This is a genomic window from Massilia sp. IC2-476, assembly GCF_020707295.1.
Taxonomy (GTDB): domain Bacteria; phylum Pseudomonadota; class Gammaproteobacteria; order Burkholderiales; family Burkholderiaceae_D; genus Telluria.
Genome location: NZ_JAJFER010000002.1, coordinates 500,384 through 517,909 on the forward strand (window position 1 = coordinate 500,384; position 17,526 = coordinate 517,909).

General features: G+C 63.6%; 8 protein-coding genes. 3 read left to right on the top strand and 5 right to left on the bottom strand.

All coding sequences use genetic code 11. The features are described 5' to 3' along the window. Positions 1-61 precede the first annotated feature (61 nt). A complete protein-coding gene (locus tag LK539_RS07135; protein ID WP_227800213.1) occupies positions 62-787 on the bottom strand; it encodes a 16S rRNA (uracil(1498)-N(3))-methyltransferase in 726 nt (241 codons plus the stop codon). A 129-nt stretch (positions 788-916) separates the two neighbouring features. On the opposite strand from LK539_RS07135, the gene tkt reads away from it, so the two are divergent. Both tkt and gap read left to right on the top strand, forming a co-directional pair. Beyond that, the gene (gene tkt / locus LK539_RS07140) at positions 917-2,914 is read left to right on the top strand and encodes a transketolase (RefSeq protein ID WP_227800214.1); all 1,998 of its coding nucleotides are present in this window, start codon (positions 917-919) and stop codon (positions 2,912-2,914) included. Positions 2,915-2,995: 81 nt separating this feature from the next. Next, the gene (gene gap / locus LK539_RS07145) at positions 2,996-4,006 is read left to right on the top strand and encodes a type I glyceraldehyde-3-phosphate dehydrogenase (protein ID WP_227800215.1); all 1,011 of its coding nucleotides are present in this window, start codon (positions 2,996-2,998) and stop codon (positions 4,004-4,006) included. Positions 4,007-4,067: 61 nt separating this feature from the next. Here the strand turns inward: gap and LK539_RS07150 are convergent, their stop codons facing one another. After that, positions 4,068-6,950, bottom strand: a complete 2,883-nt coding sequence (locus tag LK539_RS07150) for a TonB-dependent receptor domain-containing protein (protein ID WP_307728864.1) — start codon at positions 6,948-6,950, stop codon at positions 4,068-4,070. A 582-nt stretch (positions 6,951-7,532) separates the two neighbouring features. On the opposite strand from LK539_RS07150, the gene LK539_RS07160 reads away from it, so the two are divergent. Next, positions 7,533-10,436, top strand: a complete 2,904-nt coding sequence (locus tag LK539_RS07160; RefSeq protein WP_227800216.1) for a TonB-dependent receptor domain-containing protein — start codon at positions 7,533-7,535, stop codon at positions 10,434-10,436. 86 nt (positions 10,437-10,522) lie between these two features. Here LK539_RS07160 and map read toward each other — a convergent pair whose 3' ends face one another. From map to LK539_RS07175, 3 genes are all read right to left on the bottom strand, one after another. Continuing rightward, the gene (gene map, locus LK539_RS07165; RefSeq protein ID WP_227800217.1) at positions 10,523-11,287 is read right to left on the bottom strand and encodes a type I methionyl aminopeptidase; all 765 of its coding nucleotides are present in this window, start codon (positions 11,285-11,287) and stop codon (positions 10,523-10,525) included. Positions 11,288-11,418: 131 nt separating this feature from the next. Beyond that, positions 11,419-14,265 carry a TonB-dependent siderophore receptor gene (locus tag LK539_RS07170; RefSeq protein WP_227800218.1) on the bottom strand — a complete coding sequence of 949 codons (2,847 nt, stop codon included), beginning with the start codon at positions 14,263-14,265 and terminating at the stop codon, positions 11,419-11,421. A 335-nt stretch (positions 14,266-14,600) separates the two neighbouring features. Further along, the gene (locus LK539_RS07175; protein ID WP_227800219.1) at positions 14,601-17,498 is read right to left on the bottom strand and encodes a TonB-dependent receptor domain-containing protein; all 2,898 of its coding nucleotides are present in this window, start codon (positions 17,496-17,498) and stop codon (positions 14,601-14,603) included. Positions 17,499-17,526 lie beyond the last annotated feature (28 nt).

A 17,526-nucleotide genomic window follows, 5' to 3' on the forward strand; every position in this document is an offset into this window, starting at 1 on the left:
AATACAAAGCCCCGGAGCAGCCTGCTGCTTCCGGGGCTTTTTTTTTACCGTTCGGTAAAAATTACATCCCGTTCCAGAGTGCCCCGAGCATGGCCAGCGCCGCCAGCGCCGCCGTTTCCGTGCGCAGCACGCGCGGGCCGACCGACAGCGCCAGCGCGCCCGCAGCCAGCGCGGCGTCTTCTTCCTCGCGGCTGAAGCCGCCTTCGGGGCCCACCATCAGGGTCAGCGCCTGCGGACTGTTTGCCTGCGCCCAACCGGCAAGCGACTGACTGGCACGCGGGCTGAGCAGGATGCGCGGGCTTGAGGAGGGCGCTGCCAGCCAGCGCCCGAGATCTTGCAGCGGCTCGAGCCGGGCCAGCCGGTTGCGCCCGCACTGCTCGGAGGCCGCCTCGATCACGCCCTGCCAGTGGACCTGGCGTTTTTCCGCCCGTTCGCCGGAGAGCCGCACCACGCTGCGCTGCGCCGCCAGCGGCTGGACCGCGGCCACGCCCAGCTCGACCGCCTTTTCGATGATCCAGTCCATCTTGCTGCCTTCCGGTAGGCCCTGGGCCAGGGTCACGTCATAGGGCAGCTCGACGTCCACGGCCTCGAAGGCCTCGACGCGCGCCGTGGCGCGCCGCTTGCCGCTCTCCAGCAGGGTGGCGCGCACCTGGCCACCCTCGCCGTTGAACAGGGTCAGCGCCTCGCCCGGCTGCAGGCGCACCACGTGCAGGTGGTGGGCGACGGTGTCGGGCAGGTCGACGACGCTGCCTTCGATAAGCGGCTGGGGGCAATAAAAACGTGGCATGTGGTGCTCTTGTGAACATGAACAGGCTGCATTTTAATAGGGCAGCACGCTGTCTGCTAAAATACCGGGTTACGGCCAGCTGTACTGCCACCGCTTTCCAATCCAGAGCTCCGCTATTTCTTTTCATTCATGAAATCTACGCAAACCACCACCCTGATGGCCAACGCGATCCGCGCGCTGGCGATGGACGCCGTCCAGAAAGCCAACTCGGGCCACCCGGGCATGCCGATGGGCATGGCCGAGATCGGCGTCGCGCTGTGGGACAAGCACTACCGCCACAATCCGGCCAATCCGGGCTGGTTCAACCGCGACCGCTTCCTGTTGTCGAACGGCCACGGTTCGATGCTGCACTATGCGATGCTGCACCTGGCCGGCTACGAGCTCTCGATGGACGACCTGCGCGATTTCCGCCAGCTGCACTCGAAGACCGCGGGCCACCCGGAAGTCGGTATCACCCCAGGCGTGGAAACCACCACCGGCCCGCTGGGCCAGGGCATCGCCAACTCGGTCGGCATGGCGCTGGCCGAGTGGCTGCTGGGCTATGAATTCAATCGTCCGGGCTACGACGTGGTGGACCACTACACCTACGCCTTCCTGGGCGACGGCTGCCTGATGGAAGGCATCTCGCACGAAGTGGCTTCGCTGGCCGGCACGCTGCGCCTGAACAAGCTGATCTGGCTGTACGACGACAACGGCATCTCGATCGACGGCCGCGTGGAAGGCTGGTTCACCGACGACACCCGCAAGCGCTTCGAAGCCTACGGCTGGAACGTCATCGGCCAGATCGACGGCCACAGCGTCAGTGCGGTGTCCGACGCCATCGAGCAGGCCAAGGGCTCGGACCGTCCGACCCTGATCATGTGCAAAACCATCATCGGCAAGGGCGCCCCGAACCTGGAAGGCGGCGACAAGGTCCACGGCGCTCCGCTGGGCGACAAGGAAATCGCGGCCGTGCGCCAGCACCTGCTGTGGGATCCGATCCCGTTTGACATCCCGGGCGAGATCTACGAAGCCTGGGATGCGAAAGCACGCGGCGCCCAGGTGGAAGCCGAGTGGAACGCCAAGTTCGCGGAGTACCGCGCCGCCCATCCGGAACTGGCCGCCGAATTCGAGCGCCGCATGCAGGGTGAACTGCCGGGTAACTTCCAGCAAACCCTGGACGCCGCCATCGCCGCCTGCGTCGAGAAAAAAGAAACCATCGCCACCCGCAAGGCGTCGCAGAACGCGATCCAGGCCCTGGCCCCGATCCTGCCGGAATTCCTGGGCGGCTCGGCCGACCTGACCGGCTCGAACCTGACCAACTGGAAAGAGTCGGTCGCCGTGCGTTCGGGCATCCCGGGCAACCACATCAACTACGGCGTGCGTGAATTCGGCATGGCCGCGATCCAGAACGGCGTCGCCCTGCACGGCGGCTTTATCCCCTTCGGCGCGACCTTCCTGACCTTCTCGGACTACAGCCGCAATGCCCTGCGCATGGCCGCGCTGATGAAGATCCGTTCGCTGTTCGTGTTCACCCACGACTCGATCGGCCTGGGCGAAGATGGCCCGACCCACCAGTCGATCGAGCACGTCTCGTCGCTGCGCCTGATCCCGAACCTGGACAACTGGCGTCCGTGCGACACCGTCGAGTCGCAGGTGGCATGGGGCGCGGCCGTGCAGCGCAAGGATGGCCCGAGCACCCTGATCTTCTCGCGCCAGAACCTGCCGTTCATGGAGCGCGACAACGCGACCATTGCCAACGTGGCCAAGGGCGGCTACGTGCTGCGCGATGCTGCCGACGCCAAAGTCATCCTGATCGCCACCGGTTCGGAAGTCGAGCTGGCGGTGAAAGCGGCCGACGCGCTGGCAGGCGAGGGCATCAACGCGCGCGTGGTCTCGATGCCGTCGACCGACGTGTTCGAGCGCCAGGACGCCGCGTACAAGGCGCAAGTGCTGCCACGTGGCATTCCGCGTGTCGCCATCGAAGCCGGCGTGACCGACTTCTGGTACAAGTACGTGGGCCTGGAAGGCGCCGTGGTCGGCATCGACACCTTCGGTGAATCGGCGCCGGCGCCGGTGCTGTTCAAGCACTTCGGCTTCACCGTCGAGAACGTCGTGGCCAAGGCCAAGGGCGTGATCGGCGCGTAAAGGTTTCATGGGGCTGCGTCATCGCAGCCCTTTTCGCATGGGCGTGATGAAAAAAGTTTTTTTCTAATCAGGAGCTAAGCAATGACGATCAAAGTTGCAATCAACGGTTATGGCCGCATCGGCCGCAACATCCTGCGTGCTTTCTATGAAGGCGGCAAGAAACAAGACATCCAGATCGTGGCGATCAACGACCTCGGCAACGCCGAATCGAACGCCCACCTGACCCGCTACGACACCGCGCACGGCAAGTTCCCGGGCACCGTCACGGTCGAAGGCGACAACATGATCGTCAACGGCGACAAGATCCGCGTGTTCGCGCAGCGTAACCCGGCCGAGATCCCATGGGGCGAGCTGGGCGTCGACGTCGTGCTGGAGTGCACCGGCTTCTTCACCACCAAAGAGAAAGCCTCGGCCCACCTGAAGGGCGGCGCCAAGAAAGTCATCATCTCGGCGCCGGGCGGCAAGGACGTCGACGCGACCATCGTCTACGGTGTCAACCAGGATGTGCTGAAGTCGAGCGACACCGTGATCTCGAACGCATCGTGCACCACCAACTGCCTGGCCCCGCTGGTCAAGCCGCTGCACGAAGCCATCGGCCTGGAAACCGGCCTGATGACCACCGTGCACGCCTACACCAACGACCAGGTGCTGACCGACGTGATGCACGAAGACCTGCGCCGCGCCCGTTCGGCCACCCAGTCGATGATCCCGACCAAGACCGGCGCCGCCGCCGCGGTCGGCCTGGTGCTGCCGGAACTGAACGGCAAGCTGGACGGCTTCGCGATCCGCGTGCCGACCATCAACGTGTCGATCGTCGACCTGTCCTTCATCGCCAAGCGCGACACCACGGTGGACGAAGTGAACCAGATCATGAAATCGGCTTCGGAAGGCGCCCTCAAAGGTATCCTGACCTACAACACCGATCCGCTGGTCTCGGTCGACTTCAACCACAACCCGGCATCGTCGAACTTCGACGCCACGCTGACCAAGGTCTCGGGCCGCCTGGTGAAGGTGTCGTCCTGGTACGACAACGAGTGGGGCTTCTCGAACCGCATGCTGGACACCACCGTCGCGCTGATGAACGCGAAGTAATTCCCAGCCTTGTAGACGTAAAAAAACCCGCCATCTCTGGCGGGTTTTTTATTGGGCGAAATCAGAACCGGTATTCCGCCGTCAGGCGCACGCTGCGGCCCTGAACGTCCTCGTAGCTCTGCGGAATGACGCCGCCGCCATCGTTGGCGAAGGCACGCAGGTCGACCGGTGGACGGTGGTTGAACAGGTTGCGCACGAACGCGGTCAGGGTCCAGCCCTTGATGCCACGGTAGGCCACGGTGTAGTCCCAGCGCACGTAGGAACCGACGCGGCACTCCTCCTGGTTCCAGCCGCGTGCCTCGCAACCTTCGTTGGTGAAGCTTTCGTCGAAGAAGTCGCCGCGCAGCTGGGTGTGGCGGTTGAAGCTCACGCGCAGGGCGTTCGAGAGATTACCGCTGTCGAGTGCGAAGGTGGTGTTGGCCACCAGTTTCGGCGCGCCGTAGCGCCCCGCCAGGTTGTCGCCATAGCCGTTCAGCGTGGTGCTGAAGTAGCGCAGGTCGAACAGGTAGGTGGCGTTGGCGTCGATGTTGAAGCGGCCGTAACGCGTCGGGAATCGTGCCGAGCCGGTCAGGTCGATGCCGCTGGTCTTGGTCTTGGACACGTTCTCGAACCTGCCCGAGGTGCCGACCAGCGCGCCGGTGGTGACGCCGTACTGCGCCCGCTCGGCCGCGGTAAAGGTCTTGTCGTTGGCCAGAAGGTCACGCTCGATCACGCCGGCGGGCTGGTCGTTCTCGGCAGCCAGCAGGTCGGAGGTGCTCTTCAGGCCGATCTCGTCCTTGCGCTCGATGCGCCAGTAGTCGAGGGCGAGGTTGTAGCCCTTGATCGGCTCGACGACGAAGCCGACGGTGGCGCTGCGCGAGGTTTCCGGCTCCAGGTCCGGATTGTTGCGCACGTTGCTGAATACGCCGGCAGCGCATTCGTTGCCTTCCACACTGTCGGCGCGGGCGTTCAGGATGGCGCTGTTCGGGTCGCTGCTGGGGAGGGCGGCGGCCTGGTTGCGCAGGTCGGTCGCCAGGCGCAGCGCCTGCGGGCAGCGGCGCGGGTCGACCACGCCGTTATCGAACGCGAACTTGCTCGACTGCGCGCTCTCGGTCAGGTTCGGTGCGCGGAAGCCCGATTCGACAGTACCGCGCAGCAGGAACTTGCTGTTCGGCGTCCAGCGGAAGGCCAGCTTCGGCGAGACGTGGGCGTCGAAGTCCTCGTACTTGTCGAGGCGGGCGGCGCCGGTCAGGGTCAGGGTCGAGGTGACCGGGGCTTCGATTTCCGCGAATGCCGCACCCGTCATGCGCTTGGCGTTGGCGGTGGCCGAGCCGTAGCCGACGATGTCGCCGGCCAGCAGGTTCGCGGTCGGGTTGATCTCGAACTTCTCGTGGCGTACTTCGCCGCCGACCGCCAGGCCAACCGAACGGCCGCCGATCTGGGCGATCTCGCCGCTGATCTTGCCGTCGATGAAGGTCTGGGTGATCTTGCCGTCATAGCCCTGTTCCGGGAACAGCGCGTTGAGCACCTCGGGCGAATTCTGCTGGCCGATCTTGTAGCCGCGGTTGAAGAACTGCGGGTCGAGCGGCGTGTAGTTCTCGTCGAACTGCGAGTAGTCGCCGATCGTCTGCTTGAAGCCGCTCGCGCTGAAGGCGCCCCGGCCGCGCATCTTGGTCTTGCTGCCCATGACGCCGATGGCGGTTTCGAAGTCATAGTTGTTCCAGGTGCCTTTCAGGCCGGTCAGCGCGCGGTATTGCGAGCTCGTGACGGTCTGGTCGGCGCCGGCGTCGAGGAAGCGGTAGCGCAGGGCCGCCGGTTCGCCCAGCGTGTTCAAGGGGTGTTCGGCCGGCAGCGACAGGTAGGTGAAATTCAGGCGTTGGCCGGTGACCGGATTGCCCCACACAGTATCGGCGCCGGTCGAGTCGTAGGTCGGAAAGGCGCTCAGGTACTTGGTCTCGGTGCGCGAGTACAGCACTTCGGCGAAGGCGTCGAGGTTGTCGTTGATGCGCAGCTTGCCCGACAACAGGCCGTTGACGCGCTTGGCTTCCGGAATGGCCTCGAAGCGCGAGAAGCGGTCGTACTGGCACAGGCCCGCGGCCACGGTCGCGCAGCCGGCGATCGGACCGCCGCCGCCGGCGTAGCCGAGGATGTTGCCCGGATAGCTGAACGAGGAAGGCGCGCCGCGGTTGCCGAACATGCGGCCGCTGTTCGGGGCGACGGCGGTGAATTTCTGGCCGTAGGCCGGATTGATGTCCTCGACGATGTCGCGCCAGATGACCGAGTCGCGCTCGAACACTTCGACGTTGGCCAGCACATTGTAGCCCTGGTTGGCGTAGTCGCCGAAGCCGCCGGTGGCGCTGGCGTTGCGGGTGCCGAATTCGCTGTTCTTCAGCGACTCGTCCACGCTGGCCTTGAGCTGCACGCCCTTGAAGTCGCCGCGGGTGATGATGTTGATGACGCCGGCGACGGCGTCCGAACCGTAGACGGCGGAGCCGCCGTTGCGCAGCACTTCGACCCGCTCGATCGCGTCCAGCGGCAGCGAGTCGAGGTTGGTGAAGACTTCGTTGTAGTCGGCCAGCGCATACGGCGCCACGCGGCGCGAGTTCAGCAGGATCAGGGTCGACTGCTTGCCGAGATTGCGCAGCGAAGCCGAGGAGGCGCCGCCGGCGAAGGAATTGCTGCCGCCGATGTCGGTCAGGCTGCCGGTCGAGGCGGTCAGGGTGTTGAGCAGTTCGGTCACCGAATTGGCGCCGGTGCGCACGATGTCTTCGCGGCGCATGACGGTGACCGGGGTCGCCGTCTCGGCGGCGATCTTGGCAATGTTCGAGCCGGTCACGTAAACCTTCTGGACCGGCTGCTCGGCCGCGTCGGCGGTGGCGTCGCGCTGGGCCCACGCCATCTGTGAATACGCCAGCGTCAGTGCGACGGCCAGGGCGCTTTTCTTGCAAACAGTAAGGTGTTTCAAAGTTTCCCCCAATTTGTTAACGGCTCAGTTTGGTCGACCTGCGCAAGCAGTCGCCTCAAGGGACAATTTGATTAATAAAATTGTTACGGTCAAGTTACAAGAATCGTGTGCACCAAAAGAAATTTGATTTGTAGGAAATTTGCAACTTTCTATTTCCTGCCATCATTTATTTGCCATAAGTGTCAATACGCTTGCTGTTTCAATGGCACGCCGAGCTCCTTGCCATATAGTTGCAAAGGGGTAAGCGGCCGCCTCAGTTTTTCCATTTTGGGGAGACGCGCGCTCATGTGAAAAGCTGCGATCAGCACCAATTCTGTGCACAGAAGCACCACGATAGCGCTATTGTCTGTACATACGGAGTTCGAAACTGGCCCAGAATGGGCGTTTTTCGTATACCAATAGACGATTTACGCAGAACAAAATTCTGCGTTGAGTAAAAACAACAGATATCAAGTTTTTTTTACGAATCTTTACGAAAACCGTTTTCTTTGTTGCAAGTTCCTGCGAGACTAAACCTCTGTATGCATGAGATGCATACGGTTTGTATTGAGTAATAATTAAAAATCGTAGGGACGAGAAAACGTGAATAAACCACTCTTGAAACACAGCGTCGTCGCAGTTGCCCTGGCAGTTGGCGTCTCGCCGTTCGCACTGGCGCAGAATTCCGCATCGGAAGCGCCTGCCACCGTCTTCGTGACGGGCTCGAACCTGAAGCGTACGGACAAGGAAGGCACCCAGCCAGTCCAGACCATTACCGCCAAGGAAATCCGCGAGTCCGGCGCGGCCACCGTTACCGAGCTGATCCGCCTGGTGCCGTCGATGGGTACCGACAACAACCTCGACACCAATGACGGCGGCTTCTCGCGCGGCGTCTCGACCGCCTCGCTGCGCGGCCTGTCGTCGACCTCGACCCTGATCCTGCTGAACGGCCGCCGCATGGCGCCGTCCGCCTATGCCGACCCGAACAACGGCAACTCGACCCTGTACGACCTGAACCAGATCCCGCTGAACGCCCTCGAGCGCGTCGAGATCCTGAAGGATGGCGCATCGGCCGTGTACGGCTCCGACGCCATCGGCGGCGTCATCAACTTCATCACCAAGTCCTCGTTCCGCGGCTCGGAAATCAGCGCACGCGCCAGCGCCAACGACGACGGCGAGTTCGCACGCAAGGGCGTGACCTTCTTCACCGGCATCGGTGACGTCGAGACCGACGGCTTCAACGTGTTCTTCACCGCCGACCTGTCGGACCGTGACCGCACCCAGCGCGACGAAGTACGCGACATCAAATTCAACGAATACAAGCGCCTGACCAACCGCTACGCGACCCCGTACGGCAGCACCACCTCCGGCTCGCCGATCTTCTACCGCGAAACCACGCCGGGTTCGGCCCAGTTCACCGCGACCCCGGCCAACGCGGCCGATCGCCTGCGCGTCACGCTGAACTGCGACCCGTCGCGCCAGCTGACCGGCACCACCCAGATGGGCGGCTTCACCTCGAGCAGCGTGTTCCTGGGCCGTACCTTCTGTAACTACGACCTGAACCAGCAGCTGGAAGGTACCAGCGCCGGCAAGGATGGCAGCTTCCTGTCGCGCGGCGTCCTGAAACTGGGCGAGAACGTGCGCGCCTTCGCCGAAGTGGCCTACGCCCGCACCGAGCGCCAGTACACCGCGGCGCCGATCGCCATCGGCACCGGCGTGACCACCAACTTCACCGCCACCGGCGTGGCGCCGTCCTACCAGACCATCCTGCCGATCGGCCACCCGGACAACCCGTTCCCGAACGCGCGCGCATCGGTTGCCTACCGCTTCGAGAACGCACCGCAGGGCACCGAGACCATCAACGAAACCGGCCGCCTGCTGGCTGGCCTGTCCGGCTCGCACTTCAACTGGGATTGGGAAACCGCCTTCCTGTACAACGAAGCGCGTCGTGACGACAGCTACAATGGCCGTCTGTACCTGCCGACCCTGCGCAAGATCAACCAGGGCGCGCGTATCGCCGACGTCGCCAACGATCCGACCCTGTTCCGCAGCACCCACAGCGACGACCGTTCGAAGATCGCCCACTTCGACGCCAAGGCCAGCACCCAGTTCGGCAACCTGCCGGGCGGCCAGATCGGCATGGCAGTCGGCGCTGAATTCCGTCGTGAAACCCTGACGATGCGTCCGGACGCCGAACTGGCTGCCGGTAACATCTTCGGCCTGGCCAACACCATCATCGACGGCGAACGCGACGTCAAGTCGGGCTTCATCGAATTCCGTACGCCGTTCTTCAAGAACTTCGAGATGGACTTCGCCGGCCGCTGGGACAAGTACGAAGGCATGAAGACCAACTTCGTGCCGAAGGTCGGCGCCAAGTGGAACGTCACCAAGACCCTGGCCTTCCGCGGCACCTATGCCGAAGGCTTCCGTGCTCCGGCACTGTCGCAGGTGACCCCGGGCGGCGCCCAGTTCTTCCTGTCGAACCTGTACGATCCGCGTCGTTGCGAAGCCGACGAGCGCACTCCGAAGCCAGGCGCGACCGAAGTCGACTGCCGCAAGTCAGCATCGGGCACCGGTGGCGCCAACCCGGACCTGCGTCCGGAAACCTCGAAGTCCTACTCGTTCGGCATCCTGTTCTCGCCGACCACGAACTGGGACTTCGGCCTGGACTTCTTCAAGATCCGCAAGGAAGACGAAGTGGCCCTGGGCTCGGCCTTCGACGCGCTGCGTAACGAAGACAACAACCCTGGCCTGGTCATCCGCGATACCAATCCGGCCAACCTGCTGCGCGATGCCGCCGGCAACCCGATCCCGGGTACCGGTCCGCTGCTGGCCGTGCGCGAGCCTTGGCTGAACCAGGGTGCGACGGACGTGCGCGGCGTCGATATCGACGTGGCCTTCCGCAAGAACCTGGGTTCGATCGGTAGCTTCAGCGCCAAGCTGACCTCGACCTACATGCACGGTTACTACCTGGCGCAAGAGAAGGGCGATCCGGAGCACAACATCGCCGGCTACAACGCTGGCCTGGTGGACTGGAACCTGTCGAGCGGTATCGACGTTCCGCGCTGGAAGACCAACATCTCGGCCTCGCTGACCCGTGGCGCGCACGCATTCAGCGCCAACCTGAACTACACCGGTCAGGTCTCGCTGCGTCGCAAGTACGACAAGGACGTCACCTACGCGATGCCGTTCTGCCACTACGCCCCGGCTGTCAACAACAACACCGCGGTGAACTTCCCGAGCGCTTCCGGCCTGATCCCGGGCTACCTGGCAGCGTTCCCGGATTGCGCAGTGCGTGAATGGGTCCGTGTCGGCGTGGGCTACACCTACACCGGCATCAAGAACCTGGCGCTGACCCTGAACATCCAGAACCTGTTCGACGAAGCCGCTCCGTTCGATCCGCGTTACGGCACCAACAGCACCGGTGGCAACCTGGCCGGTTACAACGCTGGCCTGCACAACCCGTACGGCCGCTACTTCACCATCTCGGCGAAGTACAACTTCTAAGCGCCCCGCGCCCAGTAAAAAACCCGGCTTTCGAGCCGGGTTTTTTTTCGCCTGCGCGCGGGAGGCTGGAAGGAGAGGGGAGGGCCTCAGGCGTCCGGCCAGGGTGTCAGGATCTCGACGCCATTCTTCGTCACCGCCACCATGTGCTCCCACTGGGCCGACAGCGAGCCGTCGGCCGTCACCACGGTCCAGCCGTCGTCCAGCTGGTCGACGTCGGCGCCGCCCAGGTTGATCATCGGTTCCACCGTGAAGGTCATGCCTTCCTTGAGCAGCAGGCCGGTATCGGGACGCCCGTAGTGCAGCACCTGCGGGTCTTCGTGGTAGACGCGGCCGATGCCGTGGCCGCAGTATTCGCGCACCACCGAGTAGCCGGCGCCTTCGGCCAGTTTCTGGATCGCGTGGCCGACGTCGCCCAGGCGCGCGCCCGGGCGCACCTTGTGGATGCCGGCCATCATGGCCTGGTAGGTGATGTCGACCAGCTTGCGCGCTTCGGGTTTCGGCGCACCGACGAAGTACATGCGGCTGGTGTCGCCGTGCCAGCCGTCCTTGATCACGGTGACGTCGATGTTGACGATGTCGCCTTCCTTGAGCACTTCCTGTTCGCTCGGGATGCCATGGCAGACCACGCCGTTCACCGAGGTGCACAGGGTTTTCGGGAAGCCGTGGTAGCCGACGTTGGCCGGCGTCGCCTTCTGCACCTTGCGGATGTATTCGTTGCAGCGGCGGTCGAGTTCTTCCGTGGAGACGCCCGGCACCACGTGTTCCTTGATCATCGCCAGCACCTCGGCCGCGAGGCGGCCGGAGACGCGCATCTTCGCGATGTCCTTGTCGGTCTTGAGTTTGATTGCCATGTCTGTACTTTGGTGAAGCGGCCGGGCCGCGCAATCCGCCATGATACCTGTGCCCAATGAAAAATGCCCGCCAGGCGAACCTGGCGGGCATCCGGAGTCATCCTTTGCTCAAGCCCCGCAGGGCTTGAAGCTTAGAACGACTGGTTGTAGCGCACGTAGAAGAAGCGGTCGATCGGGTAATCCGCATCCACGCGCGACGACGAGGCGGCGGTGGTGGTGATCAGGCGCGGCGACTTGTCGAACAGGTTGTTGACGCCGACCATGATCTGGCCGTTCCAGTTGGTCTTGTAGCCGACGCTCAGGTCGGTGTACGAGGTGCTGCCCAGCTTGTTGTAGTTCTTGCCCCAGCTGGCTTCGCCGCCGATGTTCGAGCATTCCTCGGCATTCACCTTGTAGCAACGGTCTTTCACGCCGCTGTAGTAGCGGGTGGTCCAGGTGGCGTTCCAGTTACCCAGGCTCCAGTCCAGCGACAGGTTCGACTTGACGCGGTTGTAGAAGTACTGGCCTGCGTAGTCGGTCCACTCGGCGCCGGTGGTTGCCTGGTCGCGCAGCTTGTCGACGTACGAGGTTTCCGAACGGACCGCGAACTGGCCGTACTGGGTGCGCGGCAGGCGGTAGTTGATCGACAGGTCGAGACCTTCGGTCATCAGCGCGCCCTTGTTGGCGTTGCCGCGGTTCAGCGAGATGATCTGGCCGGTGGCCGGATCGCGCTTCAGGGCCGCGCAGTACGGAGCCAGGTTGTCGACGTAGCAGTATTCCGCCACTTCGGTTGCCGTGATCGCCGTGATCTGGTTAGTGATCTTGACGTTGAACCAGTCCAGTGCCACGGTCAGGCCCGGCACGTAGGACGGGCTGTAGACGAAGCCGGCGGTCTTGGTGATCGCGGTCTCCGGCGTCAGGGCGCTGTTGCCGGCGCCTGCCACGAACGGGTAGGGGCTCTGGTCACCCGCGCCGCTGGTGATCGGTCCGGTCTGGGCCAACTGGCGGAAGCCCGCGCCGGCGCCTGCCGCCGCGCAGCGTGCGGCCACGGCCGCGTCGCCGGTCGCGCCGTACAGCGAATCGCAAGGATCGACGTAGGTGTCGAAGGTCTGCTGGCCGCCGCCGAAGGTGTCGCCCACTGCCGGAGCACGGAAGCCCTCGGCCCAGGTGCCGCGCACCAGCAGGTCCTTCATCGGCTTCCACATGAAGCTGGCCTTGCTGTTGTTGGTTACGCCGAAGTTGCTGTAGTCGGAATGGCGAGTGGCCAGGTTAACGCTCAGCAGTTCAGCCATGGTCACGCCCTTCAGCAGCGGGACGTTCAGCTCGAGGTAGGCTTCCTTGACGGTGTAGCGGCCGCGGGTCGGGTTGCCGGCCAGGTCGGTCGAGTAGCCAGACTGCTCGAACTGGCCCGGCAGGTCATACCCCTTCACTTCGCGGTGCTCGACGCCGCCCGCGAGGCCGATCGCGCCCGCCGGCAGGGTATAGATCTCGCCGCCGATGTTGGCGGTGGCGCTGTTGATGGTGCTGCCATAGCTTGCCTGGCCGGTTGCCATCACGTAGCGCATGATGTCCGGGTTCGAGGCCGATGGGCCGCCGATGATGTTCCACGGCAGGCATTCCGCCAGCGCGATCGGAGCCGCTGCGGTGCCGCACTGGACCACGCCCGAGGCGTTCAGGAAGGACGGGCCGAGGGCCTTCTTCAGGTTCAGCAGGTTGACGTTGCCGGTGCCCAGCAGCGAGCCTTTGACAGCGCTGTGGTTGTAGCCGACGTCCCAGTTCCATGGCAGCGAACGGAATTCGAAGTCGCCCGACAGGGTGGCGTCGACGTGCAGGGTGTTGTTGCGGTTCTCGGTCACGCGCGGCACTTCGATGGTGCGGCGGTAGAAGTACAGGTCCTGGGCCGCGGCGGCGCCCACCACCGAGCTGCCGTACGGATTGTAGTAGCTGTTCTTGTCGATGTAGACCGGGAAGGCCGGCTGCGATTCGCTGTTCAGCGGGTAGCCGGCCACTTGGGCGGTCGACTTGCGCTGCGAATACATTGCCGTCGTCTGGAAGCGCATGCCGTACGGCAGTTCGACGGTGCCCTTGGTGAAGATCGTGTCGAGCTTGGTCGGCATCGCGAACATCATCTGCGAGGCGCTGTTGAAGTTGTCCAGCGGGCCGCCGTCCCAATCATGGTAGTTGGCCGGATTGCGCGAATCTTGGCCGACGCCGTCGCCTAGAGGGCCGCCGGTGTGGTTCAGCACCTTGTCGAAGGAGAAGTCGAGCGGGAGGATTTCGCCCCATGGGCCCACGCCCAGGCCTTCGGTCGGGTATTTCGGACCGCGCGGGAAGCCGGTGACCGGACGGGTTTTCGCCCACACCACGCCCTGCTCGGTGTGCGAGAGGCCGAACATCAGCGAGGTCTTTTCGCCGTTCGCACCGAAGCTCAGCGAGAAGTCCTTGCTCTTGCCGTCGGATTTTTCGTTCTGGCCGAGATAGACGCTCAGGTTGCCGCCTTCCAGGCGTTTTTTCAGGATGATGTTGACCACGCCCGCGATCGCGTCCGAGCCGTAGATCGAGGACGCGCCGTCTTTCAGCACTTCGATGCGTTCGATCATCGAGGCCGGCACGGTCGACATGTCGGTGTAGCCGTCCACGGTCTGGGTCCAGCGCTTGCCGTCCACCAGCACCAGCAGGCGGTTCGAGCCCAGGTTGCGCAGGTTGATGTACTGGCCGCCGTTTTCACGGTTCGAGGTCAGCGAACCGCCCTTGCTGAAGTCCGGCGAACCGGCCGAGGACAGCTGGTTCAGGACGTCGCCGACCGTGATCAGGCCGGTCTTCTGGATCTGTTCCGAAGTCATGACCTGGACCGGCTGGGCCGTTTCCAGATCGACCTGGCGGATACGCGAACCGGTCACTTCGACGCGCTGCAGCGGCTGTGCTGCGTCCTGGGCGAATGCCGCGCCCATGCTGAGGGTCATGCCGCCCAGGCAAATCGCGCGGATCGACCGGGACAAGATTGTTTCCATCATGTTGCCAAACTCCTTGGGTGAAAACGCCAGCCATGCTTGTGGCAGGCCATCGGGAAGGGTCGTAATGACCATCTGAAAGTAGTCAATGTCTCAACTCAATTACTTTCAAGTCAGCAATAAGAGCACCCGTTGTATAGGTGTGTCAAACTAAACAAACATAGTAAATACACAATTGTTGCAATTTTGTGTATTTACTGAGCGGATACAATTTAACCATTGACGAATACAGATATCAGAAACAAAAGAAAAAGCCCGCCGGGCTTGCGCCGGGCGGGCTTGCAGCGCAATTAAATTGCGCTGAATTGCTTATCGGTGAGCTATCAGAAGTTCTGGTTGTAGCGCACGTAGATGAAGCGGTCGATCGGCAGGTCGGCATCGACATAGGTCGACGATGCGGCGCCGAGAACGGTGAAGCGTGGCTTCTTGTCGAAGGCGTTGTTCACGCCGGCGCGCACGTTCGCGTTCCATGGCAGCTTGTAGCCGACGCTGATGTCATGGAACACCAGCGAGGACAGACGGTTCGCGCCAGCCGAGGTCGCACCCGGACGGGTCGTGGTCAGGTCGTTGCACTGCCAGCGATTCGGGATGCTCAGGCACTGGTCGGTGACCGAGCTCAGGTAGCGAACGCCCCAGGTAGCGCTGAGGTTGCCCAGCGACCAGTCGGCGGTGAAGTTCGACTTCCAGCGGTGGAAGTCGTAGTCACCCGAGTAGTCGATCCACTGCGCGGTGGCGCCGCTCTTGGTCGAGTACTCGTCCAGGTAGGTGGTCTCGCTGCGCAGGTTGACCTGGCCCCACGAGAAGCGCGGCAGGCGGTAGCGCAGTTCGACGTCCACGCCTTCGGTCTTGATCTGGCCGAAGTTCACGTTGCCGCGGCGGATATCGTTGATGGAACCGGTCGCATCACGGAACACCAGTGCGCAGAAGTTGGTCTGGCCCTTGTTGTAGCACTCGTCCAGGATGGTGTTCGAGCTCACGCTCAGGATGCGGTTGTCAATCTGGATGCTGTACCAGTCGACCGCTGCCGAGAAGCCCGGCACGAAGCTCGGGTTGAACACCGCGCCGAGGGTACGGGTGACCGCGGTCTCCGGCTGCAGGAAGGCATTGCCGGCGCCGACGTTGAACGGCACCGCGCTCTGCACGCTCGAGCTCGAGGTGATGTTGGCGCCGGTCTGGGTCTTCTGGCGGAAGCTTGCCGGGGTGCCGCGGATGCCGCCGAAGCCGGTGTTGCAGCGGCCCAGGACGGTCGTGTTGCGCGCCGCGTCGCCGTAGACGGTGTCGCAAGGGTCGAGGTAGGAGTCGAAGGACTGCTGGCCGCCGCCGAAGGAGTCGCCCACGGTCGGTGCGCGGAAGCCTTCTGCCCAGGTGCCACGGAACAGCAGGTCCTTGGTCGGACGGTAGGTCAGGCTGGCCTTGCTGTTGTTGGTCGAGCCGAAGTTGCTGTAGTCCGAATAACGGGTCGCCAGGTTGGCCGACAGCGATTCGATGAAGGGCAGGCTCTTCAGGATCGGGATGTTCAGCTCGGCATAGGCCTCGCGCACGGTGTAGCGGCCGCTGGTCGGGTTGCCGGCCAGGTCGGTCGAGAAGCCCGAACGCTGGAATTCGCCCGGCAGGTCCCAGCCTTCCACGGTACGGTGCTCGATACCGGCTGCGACGCCGAGGGCGCCGGCCGGCAGCTGGAACAGTTCGCCACTGAGGTCGGCGGTAGCGCTGTCGACCTTGCTGCCGTAGGTGTAGCCACCGATCGACATGATGTAGTTCAGCGCTGCCGGGGTCGAGGCCGACGGGCCGCCCAGGATGTCGAACGGGGTGCATTCAGCCAGCGCGATCGGCGCGGCTGCGGTACCGCACTGGATCACGCCAGCTGCGTTGCGGAAGGATGGGCCCAGTGCCTTCTTCAGGTTCAGCAGGTTGATGTTGCCGGTGGCCATGGTGTTGCCATCAACCTTGCTGTGGTTGTAGCCCACGCTCCAGTTCCACGGCAGCGAGCGCAGTTCGAAGTCGCCCGACAGGGTGGCGTCGATGTGCAGGGTACGGTTGGTGTTCTCGGTCACGCGCGGCACTTCGATGGTGCGGCGGTAGAAGTACAGGTCCTGGCCCAGGCCGGCGCCGGCCACCTGGTTGCCGAACGGATTGTAGTAGCTGTCCTTGTCGATGTAGACCGGGTACTTGCTCTGCGCCTGCGAGTTCAGCGGGTAGCCGGCGGTGGTCGACACGCCCTTGCGCGACGCATACATCGCGGTGGTCACGAAACGCATGTCGTAAGGCAGTTGCAGCTCGCCCTTGGTGAAGATGGTGTCCAGCTTCGACGGCATTGCGAACACCATCTGGCGGGTGGTGTTGAAGTTGTCGGCCGCGATCGGGCCGGCGGCCGGGACGGTGTGGTAGCTGTTCGGGTTGCGCGAATCCTGGCCCTGGCCTTCGCCGAGCTGGTCGCCGGTGTGGTTCAGGATACGGTCGAAGCCGGTCGGACCGCCGTTGGCGGCGACCTGGCGGATACGGCCCCATGGACCGCCACCCAGGCCTTCGAGCGGGAATTCGCTGGTGCGCGAATAGCTGGTGAACTCGCGGTCGCGCGACCAGACGGCGCCCGCTTCGGTGTGCGACAGGCCGAACATCAGCGAGGCTTTTTCATTGCCGGCGCCGTAGGTCAGCGAAAAGTCCTTGTTCTTGCCGTCGGCGACGGATTCGTTCTGGCCGGTGTACAGGCTCAGCTGGCCACCTTCCATCGATTTTTTCAGGATGATGTTGATCACGCCCGCGATAGCGTCGGAACCGTAGATCGACGAGGCGCCATCCTTCAGGATCTCCAGGCGCTCGATCATCGACGACGGAATGGTCGACATGTCGGTCAGGCCGGCCACGGTCTGGGTCCAGCGCTTGCCGTTGACCAGCACCAGCAGGCGCTGGGTACCGAGGTTGCGCAGGTTGGCGTACTGGCCGCCGTTCTCGCGGTTCGAGGTCAGCGAGCCGCCCTTGCTGAATGCCGGCGAACCTGCCGAGGACATGTTCGCAATGATGTCGCCCACCGTGACAAGGCCCGTCTTCTGGATCTGCTCCTGGGTCATCACCTGGACCGGTTGCGCAGTTTCCAGGTCAACTTGGCGAATGCGCGAGCCAGTGACTTCGACGCGTTGCATGGCCTCTTGAGCCTGCGCCACGGAAATCATGGACTGGAGGGCGATGGCGACGGCCAGCGCGATCTTGGTTCGTTGTTGCATGTGTTCTCCATCTTGCGCCCGGGGAGGC

Coding starts and splice junctions, on each gene's coding strand:
- map (WP_227800217.1), bottom strand. CDS start 11,287: ATGGCAATCAAACTCAAGACCGACAAGGACATCGCGAAGATGCGCGTC.
- gap (WP_227800215.1), top strand. CDS start 2,996: ATGACGATCAAAGTTGCAATCAACGGTTATGGCCGCATCGGCCGCAAC.
- LK539_RS07135 (WP_227800213.1), bottom strand. CDS start 787: ATGCCACGTTTTTATTGCCCCCAGCCGCTTATCGAAGGCAGCGTCGTC.
- LK539_RS07175 (WP_227800219.1), bottom strand. CDS start 17,498: ATGCAACAACGAACCAAGATCGCGCTGGCCGTCGCCATCGCCCTCCAG.
- tkt (WP_227800214.1), top strand. CDS start 917: ATGAAATCTACGCAAACCACCACCCTGATGGCCAACGCGATCCGCGCG.